Source organism: Duganella sp. 3397 (genome assembly GCF_031456625.1).
In the GTDB taxonomy this organism is placed as follows: domain Bacteria; phylum Pseudomonadota; class Gammaproteobacteria; order Burkholderiales; family Burkholderiaceae_D; genus Rugamonas; species Rugamonas phyllosphaerae.
In genome coordinates, this window is sequence record NZ_JAVDVB010000008.1 from 116,278 (window position 1) to 129,215 (window position 12,938).

The 12,938-nt window shown below is 66.0% G+C and carries 11 protein-coding genes; 7 read left to right on the plus strand and 4 right to left on the minus strand.

What is annotated here, in order from left to right; all coding sequences use genetic code 11:
- Window positions 1-28: 28 nt before the first annotated feature.
- From J2X54_RS22800 to J2X54_RS22830, 7 genes are read left to right on the plus strand one after another with little or no spacing between them, the layout of a single operon-like run.
- On the plus strand, window positions 29-1,663 hold the full coding sequence (locus J2X54_RS22800; RefSeq protein ID WP_310184121.1) for an AMP-binding protein: 1,635 nt from the start codon (window positions 29-31) through the stop codon (window positions 1,661-1,663).
- Window positions 1,660-3,999, plus strand: coding sequence for a bifunctional salicylyl-CoA 5-hydroxylase/oxidoreductase (locus J2X54_RS22805; protein WP_310184122.1), 2,340 nt, complete (start codon window positions 1,660-1,662; stop codon window positions 3,997-3,999). Before J2X54_RS22800 ends, J2X54_RS22805 begins: the two co-directional genes overlap by 4 nt.
- Window positions 3,996-4,790: an SDR family NAD(P)-dependent oxidoreductase gene (locus tag J2X54_RS22810; RefSeq protein WP_310184123.1), complete on the plus strand. Its 795-nt coding sequence runs from the start codon at window positions 3,996-3,998 to the stop codon at window positions 4,788-4,790. The genes J2X54_RS22805 and J2X54_RS22810 overlap by 4 nt, the downstream gene beginning before the upstream one ends.
- Before the next feature lie 11 nt (window positions 4,791-4,801).
- A complete protein-coding gene (locus J2X54_RS22815) occupies window positions 4,802-5,326 on the plus strand; it encodes a MarR family winged helix-turn-helix transcriptional regulator (RefSeq protein ID WP_070251886.1) in 525 nt (174 codons plus the stop codon).
- A 9-nt stretch (window positions 5,327-5,335) separates the two neighbouring features.
- Window positions 5,336-6,190 carry an enoyl-CoA hydratase family protein gene (locus tag J2X54_RS22820; RefSeq protein ID WP_310184124.1) on the plus strand — a complete coding sequence of 285 codons (855 nt, stop codon included), beginning with the start codon at window positions 5,336-5,338 and terminating at the stop codon, window positions 6,188-6,190.
- Between the two features lie 8 nt (window positions 6,191-6,198).
- The gene (locus J2X54_RS22825; protein ID WP_310184125.1) at window positions 6,199-7,395 is read left to right on the plus strand and encodes an acyl-CoA dehydrogenase family protein; all 1,197 of its coding nucleotides are present in this window, start codon (window positions 6,199-6,201) and stop codon (window positions 7,393-7,395) included.
- Window positions 7,395-7,790 (plus strand): RidA family protein, encoded by a 396-nt coding sequence (locus J2X54_RS22830; RefSeq protein WP_310184126.1) that lies wholly within the window; start codon window positions 7,395-7,397, stop codon window positions 7,788-7,790. Before J2X54_RS22825 ends, J2X54_RS22830 begins: the two co-directional genes overlap by 1 nt.
- Before the next feature lie 25 nt (window positions 7,791-7,815).
- On the opposite strand, the gene J2X54_RS22835 is transcribed toward J2X54_RS22830, so the two are convergent.
- From J2X54_RS22835 to J2X54_RS22850, 4 genes are all read right to left on the minus strand, one after another.
- A complete protein-coding gene (locus J2X54_RS22835; RefSeq protein ID WP_084640580.1) occupies window positions 7,816-9,273 on the minus strand; it encodes a hypothetical protein in 1,458 nt (485 codons plus the stop codon).
- Between the two features lie 136 nt (window positions 9,274-9,409).
- Window positions 9,410-11,371 (minus strand): acyltransferase family protein, encoded by a 1,962-nt coding sequence (locus J2X54_RS22840; protein ID WP_310184128.1) that lies wholly within the window; start codon window positions 11,369-11,371, stop codon window positions 9,410-9,412.
- A gap of 137 nt (window positions 11,372-11,508) precedes the next feature.
- Window positions 11,509-11,919: a GtrA family protein gene (locus tag J2X54_RS22845; protein ID WP_070247145.1), complete on the minus strand. Its 411-nt coding sequence runs from the start codon at window positions 11,917-11,919 to the stop codon at window positions 11,509-11,511.
- Complete coding sequence (locus J2X54_RS22850) at window positions 11,916-12,881, minus strand: glycosyltransferase family 2 protein (RefSeq protein ID WP_070247146.1); 966 nt, start codon at window positions 12,879-12,881, stop codon at window positions 11,916-11,918. Before J2X54_RS22850 ends, J2X54_RS22845 begins: the two co-directional genes overlap by 4 nt.
- Between the last annotated feature and the right edge of the window lie 57 nt (window positions 12,882-12,938).

Consider the following 12,938-nt stretch of genomic DNA (forward strand, 5'->3'; position numbering starts at 1 on the left):
ATATCCCGATCCGACTTTCAAGGCTACCATGACAACTCCAGCCGCCACCCCGACTGCGCACGCCGACACCTTCGCGCGCGACCACCTGCCGCCGCCCGCGCTGTGGCCCGAGCTGCGCTTCGACCTGCCCGAACTGGACTATCCGGCGCGCCTCAACTGCGCGGCCGCATTGCTGGACCACGCGGCCGGTGCCCGCCCGGCGCTGCGCAGCGAGCACGAAACCTGGACCTACGACCAGCTGCGCGCCCAGGTCGACCGCATCGCCCGCGTGCTGCGCGGCCCGATGGGGCTGGTCACCGGCAACCGCGTGCTGCTGCGCGGGGCCAACACGCCGCTCTTGGCCGCCTGCGTGCTGGCCGTGATCAAGGCCGGGTGCATCGCGGTGCCCACCATGCCGCTGCTGCGCGCGCGCGAACTGGGCGCCATCGCCGGCAAGGCGCGGGTGGACGCCGTGCTGTGCGCGCAGTCGCTGCGCGTGGAGCTCGATGCGGTGGCGCTGCCCCTCGAAGCGCGCGCCCGCACCGTGTACTTCGGCGGCGCCAGCGCCGACAGCGCATCGCTCGAGGCGCTGATGGCGGCGCAGCCCGCGCAGTTTGCCGCCGTCGACACCGCCTGCGACGACATCTGCCTGATCGGCTTCACCTCTGGCACCACCGGCATCCCCAAGGGCACCATGCACTTCCACCGCGACGTGCTGGCCATCTGCGACTGCTTTCCGCGCTCGGTGCTCGGTTCGCGCGCCGACGACGTCTTCATCGGCACGCCGCCGCTGGCGTTTACCTTTGGCCTTGGCGGCCTGCTGCTGTTCCCGCTGCGCGTGGGCGCCTGCGCGGTGCTGCTGGAAAAAGCCGCACCGGAGACACTGCTGGCCGCAATCGGCTCGCATCGCGCCACCGTGTGCTTTACCGCGCCCACGTTCTACCGCCACATGGCGGCGCTGGCGCATCGTTACGACCTGGGCACCTTGCGCCGCAGCGTCTCGGCCGGCGAGGCGCTGCCGACCGCCACGCGCGACGCCTGGCGCAGCGCCACCGGCCTGGAAATGATCGACGGTCTCGGCGCCACCGAACTGCTGCACATTTTTATTTCGGCTGCCGACGGCGACGTGCGCCCCGGCGCCACCGGCAAGCCAGTACCGGGCTACCAGGCCTGCGTGCTGGACCCCGACGGCCAGCCGGTAGGGCCGGGAGTGATCGGACGGCTGGCGGTGAAAGGCCCTACCGGCTGCCGCTACCTCGACGATGACCGCCAGGCCGATTATGTGCTGGACGGCTGGAACCTGACCGGCGACGCCTACGAGACGGACGCCGACGGCTACTTTTACTACCGCTCGCGCACCGACGACATGATCATCTCGGCCGGCTACAACATCGCCGGGCCGGAAGTGGAGGATGTGCTGCTGCGCCACCCGGCGGTGGCCGAATGCGGCGTGGTCGGCCGCGACGACGAGGAGCGCGGCCAGATCGTCGAGGCCCACGTGGTGCTCAAGGCCGACTACGTGCCGTCGGCGGAGCTGGTGGCGCAGTTGCAGGACTTTGTGAAAAGCCAGATCGCGCCGTACAAGTACCCGCGCGCGGTGCGCTTTCTCGCGGCGCTGCCGCGCACCGAGACCGGCAAGCTGCAACGCTTCAAGCTGCGGCTGCCGAGCGGGGAGAACCGATGAACATCGTCTGCATCGGCGGCGGTCCCGCCGGCCTGTATTTCGCGCTGCTGATGAAGCAGCAGGATCCGTCGCATCGCATCACCGTGATCGAGCGCAACCGGCCCTACGACACCTTCGGCTGGGGCGTGGTGTTTTCCGACCAGACGCTGGACAACCTGGCCCGCGCCGATGCGCCCACCGCGCACGCCATCATGGCCGCCTTCAACCGCTGGGACGATATCGACGTCTGCTTCAAGGGCGAGGTGATCACGTCGGGCGGCCATGGCTTTTGCGGCATCGGCCGCAAGCACCTGCTCAACATCCTCCAGCACCGCTGCGAAGAACTGGGCGCAGAGCTGGTGTTCGAAACCGACGTGGCCGACGATGCGATGCTGGCCGCGCGCTACCAGGCGGACCTGGTGATCGCCGCCGACGGCATCCACAGCCGCACCCGTGCACGCTACGCGGCCAGCTACCAGCCGCAGATGGAAGAGCGCCACTGCCGCTTCGTGTGGCTGGGCACGCGCAAGAAGTTCGACGCCTTTACCTTCGCGTTCAAGCAGACGCCGCACGGCTGGTTCCAGGCCCATATCTACCAGTTCGATGCCGACACCTCCACCTTCATCGTCGAAGCGCCGGAATCGGTATGGCGCGCCGCCGGGCTGGCCGAGATGACCCTGGAACAGTCGATCGCCTTTTGCGAAAGGCTGTTTGCCGACCAGCTGGACGGCCACCCGCTCATGGCCAATCATGCCCACCAGCGCGGCGCTGCCAGCTGGATAACCTTCCCGCGCCTGGTGTGCGGCCAGTGGGTGCACTGGAATAACGCAGTGCCGGTGGTGCTGATGGGCGACGCCGCCCACTCGGCCCATTACTCGATCGGCTCGGGCACCAAGCTGGCGCTGGAAGACGCGATCGAACTGGCGCGCTGCATCGGCGCTGCCGATGGTGAGTTGCACGCTGCGCTGACTGCTTACCAGCAGGTGCGCGCGGTGGAAGTGCTCAAGCTGCAAAGCGCTGCGCGCAATTCGATGGAGTGGTTCGAGCACGTGGCCCGCTACGCCGCCATGGCCGCGCCGCAGTTCGCCTATTCGATGCTGACGCGCAGCCAGCGTCTGTCGCACGCCAACCTGCGCCTGCGCGATGCGGCTTACGTTGACGGCTACGAGGCGTGGTTCGCCGCGCGCGCGTTTGCGCAGGCGGGCCTGCCCATGCCTGACAGCGCCACGCCGCCGATGTTCACGCCGTTCAAGGTACGCGGCCTGGTGCTCAAGAACCGGGTGCTGGTCTCGCCCATGGCGCAGTACAGCGCGGTCGATGGCGTGGCCGGCGACTATCACCTGGCCCACCTCGGTGCGCGCGCGCTCGGTGGCGCCGCGCTGGTGTTTGCCGAGATGACCGGCGTATCTGCCGATGCGCGCATCACGCCTGCCTGCCCCGGCATCTACACGCAGGAACAAATGCAGGCCTGGCGCCGCATCGTCGAATTCGTCCACCAGCACAGCGATGGCGCCATCGCGCTGCAGCTGGGACACGCCGGTCCCAAGGGATCCACCCGGCCGATGTGGGACGGCATCGACCAGCCGCTCGAGAGCGGCAACTGGCCGCTGTTCGCCGCATCCGAACAGCAGTACCTGGCCGGCGTCTCGCAGATCGCGCGCGCCATGACTCTCGAAGACATGGACCGCGTGCTGGACGACTTCGTGCGCGCCACGCTGGCGGCCGAGGCGACGGGCTTCGACTGGCTGGAACTGCATTGCGCCCACGGCTACCTGCTGTCGTCGTTCATCTCGCCGCTGACCAACCAGCGCAGTGACCACTACGGCGGCAGCCTGGAAAACCGCTGCCGCTACCCGCTGCGGGTGTTTGCCGCCATGCGCGCCGCCTGGCCCGCGCACAAGCCAATGAGCGTGCGCCTCTCCGCCACCGACTGGGTCGATGGCGGCACCACGCCTGACGACGCGGTGGCGATTGCGCGCCTGTTCAAGGCCGCCGGCGCCGACATCATCGATTGCTCGTCGGGGCAGGTGAGCAAACGCGAACAGCCGGTGTATGGGCGCATGTACCAGGCGCCGTTTGCGGACCGCATCCGCAACGAGGCCGGCATCGGCACCATCGCCGTGGGGGCGATCACCAGCGCCGACCAGGCCAACGGCATCATTGCTGCCGGCCGCGCCGACCTCTGCGCGATCGGCCGCCCGCACCTGGCCAACCCGGCGTGGACGCTGGCCGAAGCGGCCGCGACCGGCTACCGCGCGCTGCGCTGGCCACGACCGTATGCCGCCGCCAAGCGCCTGCTCGAACGTGCTGCGGAACTTGACAAAGAACTCAATCAGGATATCAAGGAAGCTTCATGACCGACTCCAACTTGCCGTTAGCCGGCAAACACGCGCTGGTGACCGGCGGCGCGCGCGGCATCGGCGCCGCCTGCGCGCACGCCTTGCTGGCGCGCGGCGCGCGCGTGACGATCGCCGCGCGCGATGCCGGAACGCTGACCGCCATGCAGGCCGCGCTGGCCTCGGAGTTTGGCGCGGGCAGCGTCCATGTGCAGCCGTTCGACGTGACCGATGCCGACGCCGTGCGCATCGGCTTCGACCAGGCCGCGGGCCACATGGGGCGCATCGACATCCTGGTCAACAACGCCGGCCAGGCCGCCTCCGCGCCGCTGCTGAAAACCGACGCCGCGCTGTGGCAGCGCATGCTGGACGTGAACCTCGGTGGCGTGTTCCATTGCACCCAGGCCGCGCTGCCAGCCATGCTGGACGCCGGCTGGGGGCGCATCGTCAACGTCGCTTCCACGGCAGGCCTGACCGGCTACCGCTACGCGGCCGCCTACACCGCCGCCAAGCACGGCGTGGTGGGTCTGACGCGCGCGCTGGCGCTGGAAGTGGCCACGCGCGGCGTGACGGTGAACGCCGTGTGTCCCGGCTATACCGACACCGACATTGTCAAGGGCGCCGTCGCCAACATCGTCGCCAGGACCGGGCGCACCGCAGAGCAGGCGCGTGCCGAACTGGCCGCCGGCAATCCGCAACAGCGACTGGTGCACAGCGCCGAAGTGGCCAACGCCGTGGCCTGGCTCTGCCTGGCGGAATCGGCCGCCATGAATGGACAAGCCATCGCCGTCGCCGGCGGTGAAGTGATGTAGCGGCAAGCGCCATGGCCCTGAACCATAACCACGACGACCAGCCCGACGATCAGCCCGAACCTGTGCTCGATTTGTCCAGCCGCCTCACCCAAGACCACCACCAGTCGCTCAAGCTGTGGCTGCGCATGCTCTCGTGCACGGTCAAGATCGAGAACGAGATCCGCAGCCGGCTGCGCACCACCTTCGGCATCACCTTGCCGCGCTTCGACCTGATGGCGCAACTCGAGCGACACCCGCAAGGCTTGCGCATGGGCGAACTGTCCAGGCGCATGATGGTCACCGGCGGTAACATCACCGGCATCACCGACCAGCTGGAGCAGGAAAAGCTGGTGGTGCGCGTGCCCGACCCCAGGGATGGCCGCGTGTTCAGTGTCAAGCTCACCGCCGCCGGCCGCCGCGCCTTTGCCACCATGGCGCAGGTGCACGAGCAGTGGATCGCCGAGTTGCTGCAAGATGTCTCCGGCGCCGACAAGACCCAATTGATCGAACTGCTGTCGCACATGAAGCATAGTCTTCATGCACGCGACGACAAATAAGGAACCACCATGCGCTATCTTCCAGGCCAGGCCCAGCGACTGCCAGGCCACCACCAGCCACTGTCCGGCTACCAGGCCAGCCACTTCAAGTTCGAGGTGAGCGGCGGCGTGGCCACGCTCACGCTCGACCGCCCCGAGCGCAAGAACCCGCTCACGTTCGACTCGTACGCCGAACTGCGCGACCTGTTCCGCGCGCTGCCCATGGCAGCCGACATCAAGGCCGTGGTGATCACCGGCGCCGGCGAAAACTTCTGTTCCGGCGGCGACGTGCACGACATCATCGGCCCGCTCACGCAACTCGACATGCCCGGTCTGCTGGCGTTCACCCGCCTGACCGGCGACCTGGTAAAAGCCATCCGCGCGTGTCGGCAGCCGGTGGTGGCGGCGGTGGACGGGGTGTGCGTGGGCGCCGGCGCCATGCTGGCGCTGGCTGCCGATATCCGCTTCGGCACGGCGCGCAGCAAGACCGCATTTTTATTCACCCGCGTGGGCCTGGCCGGCTGCGACATGGGCGCCTGCGCCTTGCTGCCGCGCGTGATCGGCCAGGGCCGCGCCGCCGAGCTGCTGTACACGGGCCGCTCGATGGGCGGCGCCGAGGGCGAGCGCTGGGGCTTTTTCAACAGCCTGCACGAACCGGACGCGCTGGCGCACGCCGCCCTCACCATGGCGCGCGGCCTGGCCGACGGTCCTACTTTCGCCCACGGCATGACCAAGACCATGCTGCAGCAGGAGTGGAGCATGGGCGTGGACCAGGCCATCGAAGCGGAGGCGCAGGCGCAGGCCATCTGCATGGCCACCAACGATTTTCACCGCGCCTACCATGCCTTCGTGGCCAAACAGAAGCCCGTGTTCGAAGGCGATTGAGGACGACCATGACCGACAAAAGTTATCTCGACTGGCCGTTTTTCGAACCGCAGCATGCTGCGCTGGAAGCGGCGCTCGACGCCTGGGCCATGCAGCACCTGGCCAATGCAAACCATGCGACCCGTGACCGCGCCGACGTCGACGACGCCTGCCGTCAGCTGGTGCGCCAGCTGGGCGACGGCGGCTGGCTGCGCCACGCGGTGGCCGGCGTCGAACACGGCGGACACGCACACGCCATCGACACCCGCGCCATCTGCCTGATCCGCGAGACGCTGGCGCGCCACGACGGCCTGGCCGATTTCGCTTTCGCCATGCAGGGCCTGGGCGCCGGCGCCATCAGCCTGCACGGCAGCGCCGACCAGCGCCGCCGCTACCTGCCGCGCGTGGCCGGTGGCGCGGCGATTGCCGCGTTTGCGCTGTCGGAGCCGCAGGCCGGCTCCGACGTCGCCGCCATTCAGTGCGCGGCCACGGCTGATGGTGATCACTATATTTTAGAGGGGGAAAAGACCTGGATTTCCAACGGCGGCATCGCCGACTTTTACGTGGTGTTCGCGCGCACCGGCGAGCAGCCGGGCGCGCGCGGCATCAGCGCCTTTATCGTAGATGCCGACACGCCCGGCTTCGAGATCGCCGCACGCATCGACGTGATCGCCCCCCATCCGCTGGCACGCCTGCGGTTCAACCGGTGCCGCATCCCTGCCGCGCAGCGTATCGGCGCGGCGGGGCAGGGCTTCAAGGTGGCGATGTCCACGCTCGACGTGTTCCGCACGTCGGTGGCCGCCGCTGCGCTGGGCTTTGCGCGCCGCGCGCTGGACGAGGCGCTGGCGCACGCCACCCAGCGCCAGATGTTTGGCCAGATGCTGTCGGACTTCCAGCTCACCCAAGCCAAGCTGGCCGACATGGCCACCGGCATCGACGCCGCCGCGCTGCTGACGTACCGCGCGGCCTGGCAGCGCGATTGCGGGCGCAAGGTAACCAAAGAGGCGGCCATGGCCAAGCTTGCCGCCACTGAAACGGCGCAGCAGGTGATCGACGCCGCGCTGCAGATGTTCGGCGGCCTGGGCGTGGTGAGCGAGCAGCCGGTCGAGCGGCTGTACCGCGAAATCCGCGCGCTGCGCATCTACGAAGGCGCCACCGAAGTGCAGCAACTGATCATCGCGCGCGAGCTGCTGCGCGAGGCCGCCGCAATGAAAGGGGAAGTGTGATGGAGTTCTTGCTGCCACCGGGCTGGCCGCGCCCGCGCGGCTATTCCAACGGCGTGGCCGCCAGCGGGCGCACCGTGTATGTCAGCGGCATGATCGGCTGGGATGCGCAAGGCGTGTTCCACACCGACGATTTCGCCGGCCAGGTGCGCCAGGCGCTGCACAACATCGTGGCCGTGCTGGCCGAAGCGGGAGCAGAGCCCGAGCACATCGTGCGCATGACCTGGTATGTGCTCGACACCAAGGAATACACGGGGGCCTACAAGGCGGTGGGCGCCGCCTACCGCGAGGTGATCGGCGCCCACTACCCGGCCATGACGGCGGTGCAGGTGGCCGGGCTGGTGGAGGACCGCGCCCGGGTGGAGATCGAGGTCACCGCGGTGGTGCCGGAGACCTGACCTATCACTTGCCAACTCGCCGGGCTTACTCGGTGACGAGTACGCCGCGCGCGCGCGAGGCGGTGCCGACGCCGCTTTGCGCCAGCAGCCGCACCGATACCGTAGCGGCAGGCCACGTGAACGACGCGAACGAACCGTCGGCCAGGTAGCCGCTGTCGTAAGCGAGCGAGCTGCCGTCCCACAATTGCAGGCGGATCAGCGCGCCGCCGGCGGTGCGCGCGGTGAAGCGCATCGGCGTTTTGGCGGCTGGCATCGAGCCGGTGACCTTGCTGATGCCGTTGCTGTAGTTGACCGTGCTGATTTTCTTGGTCGTGGTCGGGAACGACACGCTCTCGAGCCAGGTGTCGTAAGCGGCATTGGCCGGCGTGGAGGTGCCGGGCACGAGCCAGTCGCCGCGCATCGACAGCAGGCTCCTGGCCTCGCCCGCCACTTTGACGGTGCTGGCCGCTTTGGCGGCATTGTTGTCATCGGCGTAGCTGCCCACGCTCACCACCTCGCGCAGCCCGGCGCGGATCTTGTCGAGGTCGGAGACGACCCTGGTATTCCAGGTACCGTTGGGCATGATGCTGAAACTGGCGCCATTTTCCACGTACAGACGGAACGCCGTATCGTAGTTTCGGTCCACCACGTAGGCGCCGTACAGCTTGAGGGTGTTGGCGATCTTGCGCAGTGCGCTGGTGCTGAGCTTGGAGGTGTCGAACGATTCCGGCAACATCAGCCGCGCGCCCAGTGGAATCACGCCGGTATTGAGCCATGCCGAGGTGTCTGCCGTGGTGGCCGGATAGACGTAGCTGGGATGGGTGATGCCGTTGGCCAGCGTATGGGATGGCAGCGACATCGCCAGCGCATGGCGGTAATGGGAGCGGTTGTCGTTGATCTCGTGCAAGCGGATCAGACCGGCGGTAGGCGCCACGCCGGCCGAACGGGCGCCCTGGCTCCAGTGCGACGGATTACCGAAGCCACGGCCATCGACGCGGGTCCACGAATACATGGTCGCGCGCCACTTGCCGCCCACCTTGCGCAACTGGTAGAACGAGTGGATCACGCCGGTCACCGTATCGATGATTTCGGCGTGGCCGTCTTCGCCGGTAGCCGGCGCAACGTCGGCCGGCCAGCGCGGAATTTTAATGGTGCGGTAATTGCCGGTGTCGGGGTCGCCCACGCCAGCGAGGCCGAGCGTGCCGATCACCGTCATTGCCGGATCGCCGGCCTTGGCCATGAACACCTTGACCGAATAGGCGCCGTCGCCGATGGACGGAATCCAGTCGAGGTTGATCAACGGCTTCTTGACGCCGTTGGTCCCCAGCACCGGGTCGACGGGCTTGAGGTTCCACAGCGAATCAGCGGCAAACGGCCGGTAATACGAGCCGAAGGTGTTGATGTGCGTATAAGTGTTTTGCGCTTGTGCAGCGCCTGCTGCAATGGTGCCCAGAACAACGGTAGTAGCGATAATGCGGCCGAGCCAGTTGGCGCGAGTTCTCATGTACAGTCCTTGAAAGATAGAAGGCTGTAACTGACCGTGAGAATATGTAAGTGCTTTTATGAAACTTATTATAGGGCAATCCGCTGCTTTTGTGAAATATATTTTTATGGATATCACAATTGTACGGCTTGATGCATCAGTGCAATGCGGTGGCTACGAACGGCGCAAACTGTTCGCCGTGCAAGGCTATCCAGGCCGGGTTGAAGTGGTCCTTATCGATAAACACAGGCATCCGGTTGCGGTCGTCATACACGCGGCACGCCACGCCCTGGCACAGGTCCTTGCGCAGCGACACCAGCGCAAAGTTCGGATCGCGCCCCAGCAGGGCGAACAGCTGGTCGAACTCGCGGTTTTTCTCCAGCAGCTCCGGCGATGGCGCGCGCGTGACCAGCTTGTGATGCCAGTAGTACTGGCGGGCGATGGTCTTGGGCACGTTGAACGAGAACTGCGGCGTGGCGTCGGCCACCACCACCCGGATGTGCTTGTCGAGCAGATTCTGCAGGGCGGCGCGGGTGCGCGTGACCGGCAGTTGCGTATCGCCTGCCTCGGCCGGCGACAGGCAACGCCCGTTTTCCACCGTGCAAATCCCGGTGGCCGTGGGCGAAAAGCCGGTCCAGTTCTGCGACAAGATCACGGTCCGATAGGCGCCCGAAGCCGCCAGCGCGAAGGCGGCCTTGGTGTAGGCGCGACAACTGCGATCCTGGCCCTTCAGTTCGAAGCCGGGGATCACCGGGCAGCCGGATTTGACGTAAAACGTCGTGTCGCTCTTGCTGTGGGCCGCAAACCACGAGTACAGGTGGCCGGCGTGCGAGTCGCCCAGCACCAGCACCTTGTTGCCGGTGCTGCCCTGGTTGAGGCGGCAGAAGCGGCTGTTGTCGGCCATGCGGTTCTCGCACTGCTCGGGATAGGTGGCGGCGCGGCTGGCCGCAGTGGTGGCCTGGAACACGGCCGGGTCGCTGACGCGTTGCTCGAGGCCACCGGTGGCGTTGTAGATGGCGGACACGCCCAGCAGCACGCCGCCTGCCGCGCACAGCGCCGCTGCTGCCGGGACCGCGCGCGCCGCGCGCAGTCGCCGCATCGGCTCGATGTAGCGGTACGACAGGTAGCCGAGCAGGATCGACAGCGGAATACCCACCAGCTTGGCCAGCTTCGGTGAGGTATCGACCAGGCCGGAGATGGTCAAGGCGATCACGATCGGCCAATGCCACAGGTAAATCGAGTACGACCAGGCGCCCAGCCGGTTCATGACCGGGTTATTGAGCAGCACATTGTTTTCAAAGCGCGCCGCCAGCAGCAGGCAGGCGCCAGCCACCGGCAAAATCGCATAGTACGACGGCCAGCGCTGCTCCAGTTGCAGCATGTGCACCACCCACGGCGACGCGAGTATCAGGGCCACGCCGCCGTAGCTGGGCACCCGGCCGCGCAGCGGCCGCAGCCACGACAGGTCGCGCGCCAGGTACACCAGGCCGCCGGCGATCATCTGCCACGAGCGCGTTGCCACCGAGAAGAAGGCGCTCTGGTTGTCCACCGCGATGCACAGCGCCAGCGAGGCGGCGGCAATCGCGGCCAGGAACAGCTTGAATACGCGATGGCGCCCGTCAGCGCCGGCCAAAGCGTCGAGCTTGAGACCGGCCCAGATGATCAGCGGGTACAGCATGTAGAACTGCCACTCGACCGAGAGCGACCAGGTATGCAGCAGCCAGCGGTCGTCGAGGCCGGCGCTGAAATACCCTTGCTGGCCGGCGTAATAGGTATTGGAGACAAACAGCAGCGCGCGCAGGCATTGCGCGGCCAGGTTGTCCAGGTCCGCCGGCGGCAGCAGCACGGCGCCGGCCAGCAGCAGCGCCAGCACCACTGCAAACAGCGCCGGGAAGATGCGCAGCGCGCGCTTGAGCAGGAACTCCCCATAGTGAAAACGCCGGGCCAGCATGCCGTCGAAGATGATCTTGGTCATCAGGTAGCCGGAAATGACGAAGAACACATCGACGCCGATAAAGCCGCCGCTGGCGATACGCAAGTTGAAGTGGTACAGCACCACCATCAGCACGCTGATTGCGCGCAGGCCGTTAATGTCGGTCTGGAGTTTGGAGTTGGACATGGGCGCCGTTAAAGTGATTTGTTCCAGCATTTACTTTAAAACAATTAACTTGTTTTAATTTTTATTGCTCGAACTATACCTTAACGGCGAACTCAACAGGAAAAATATGTGCAGCGCAGCAAATTGCTGCGCTGCCGTTATGGCTGGCTTGGCGGCCGTTTGAAGACGAAGAAGTTCGCCATCAGGAAATTGATTGTCAGTCCGGCAGCGCTGCCGCAAGCGACCGACAGCCAGGGGTTGTTCTGCGCATACGGCACATAATGGAAGGCAATCACCGATACCAGCGCATTGGTGCAGGCGCCGGGAAATTGAGACAGCGCGAAGCGCAACCATTCCTGCCAGCTGAGCGGCGTTGCCGTGATGTGGAAGGTGAACCGGCGGTTGATCAGCCAAGACAGCGTGATGGCCAGCAGCACACTGACGGTGCGGGCGATCACGCTGTTGTGGAACAGTTTTAAGGCCAGCCAAAAGCATGCCGCGTCGAACAGGGCGACGCCGCCGCCCACCAGTCCGAACTTGACAAACTTGACCAGGAACTGCTGGTTCAAGACCCGATCCCGGGCTTGGGCGCCCGGCGTGGCGTAGCCAGGAAACTGAGCTGCTTGGTCTCGCGGCGTCCCTGGGTCACCGATGCCAGGATCAGGCCGACGGCAAAGCTGAACAAGGCCAGCAGCATGACAAAGCCCGACAGGATGGCAGTTGGCAGGCGCGGCACCAGGCCGGTGTGCAGGTAATCCATCAGCACCGGATAGAACAGCGCCAGCGACAGCACCACCGACACCAGGCTGACCGTGTTGAAGAACAGCGTCGGGCGTTCCAGCTTGATCAGCTTGAAGATCATCCAGAGGATCTTCATGCCATCCTTGTAGGTGCTCAGCTTGCTGGCCGAACCTTCAGGCCGCACGCCGTAGGCGGTATCCACGTCCTCGCTGCGCATGCGCAGTTCCAGGCTGTGCACAGTCAGTTCGGTTTCAATTTCGAAACCCTGGGAGACCACCGGGAACGATTTGACGAACTTGTGCGAAAACACGCGATAGCCGGTCAGCATGTCCTTGGTGGAATTGCCGAACAGCTTGGCCACGATGGTGGTCAGCATCCAGTTGCCGAACTTGTGGCCCTGGCGGTAGGCTTCGATCTCGGTCGAATGGCGCACGCCGTTGATGCAGTCGAGATTTTTATCGAGCAGCAACTGGATCATCTGCGGCGCCACCGAGGCATCGTAGGTATCGTCGCCGTCGGCCATGATGTAGACGTCGGCCGAGATGTCCGAAAACATGCGGCGCACCACGTTGCCCTTGCCTTGCAGCGCTTCGTGCACGACCACTGCGCCAGCGGCGGCGGCGATGCCGGCTGTGTTGTCTTTGGAATTGTTGTCGTAGACATAGACGGTGCTGTTGGGCAGCGCAGCCTTGAAGTCGCGGACGACCTTGGCGATGGTGGTTGCTTCGTTGTAGCAGGGCACCAGCACCGCAACCGTGACATCCGAATACAGTTCAGCTTTGAACGACATGTTGACTAGCCTTTAAAAAAACTTGGAAGGGCCGGGCGCTTGTGCCACGGCGATATT

Bases quoted from the DNA above. Each gene is read 5' to 3' on its own strand.
- J2X54_RS22820 (WP_310184124.1), top strand. From the start codon at position 5,336: ATGCGCTATCTTCCAGGCCAGGCCCAGCGACTGCCAGGCCACCACCAG.
- J2X54_RS22810 (WP_310184123.1), top strand. From the start codon at position 3,996: ATGACCGACTCCAACTTGCCGTTAGCCGGCAAACACGCGCTGGTGACC.
- J2X54_RS22815 (WP_070251886.1), top strand. From the start codon at position 4,802: ATGGCCCTGAACCATAACCACGACGACCAGCCCGACGATCAGCCCGAA.
- J2X54_RS22840 (WP_310184128.1), bottom strand. From the start codon at position 11,371: ATGTCCAACTCCAAACTCCAGACCGACATTAACGGCCTGCGCGCAATC.
- J2X54_RS22835 (WP_084640580.1), bottom strand. From the start codon at position 9,273: ATGAGAACTCGCGCCAACTGGCTCGGCCGCATTATCGCTACTACCGTT.
- J2X54_RS22825 (WP_310184125.1), top strand. From the start codon at position 6,199: ATGACCGACAAAAGTTATCTCGACTGGCCGTTTTTCGAACCGCAGCAT.
- J2X54_RS22830 (WP_310184126.1), top strand. From the start codon at position 7,395: ATGGAGTTCTTGCTGCCACCGGGCTGGCCGCGCCCGCGCGGCTATTCC.
- J2X54_RS22805 (WP_310184122.1), top strand. From the start codon at position 1,660: ATGAACATCGTCTGCATCGGCGGCGGTCCCGCCGGCCTGTATTTCGCG.
- J2X54_RS22800 (WP_310184121.1), top strand. From the start codon at position 29: ATGACAACTCCAGCCGCCACCCCGACTGCGCACGCCGACACCTTCGCG.
- J2X54_RS22850 (WP_070247146.1), bottom strand. From the start codon at position 12,881: ATGTCGTTCAAAGCTGAACTGTATTCGGATGTCACGGTTGCGGTGCTG.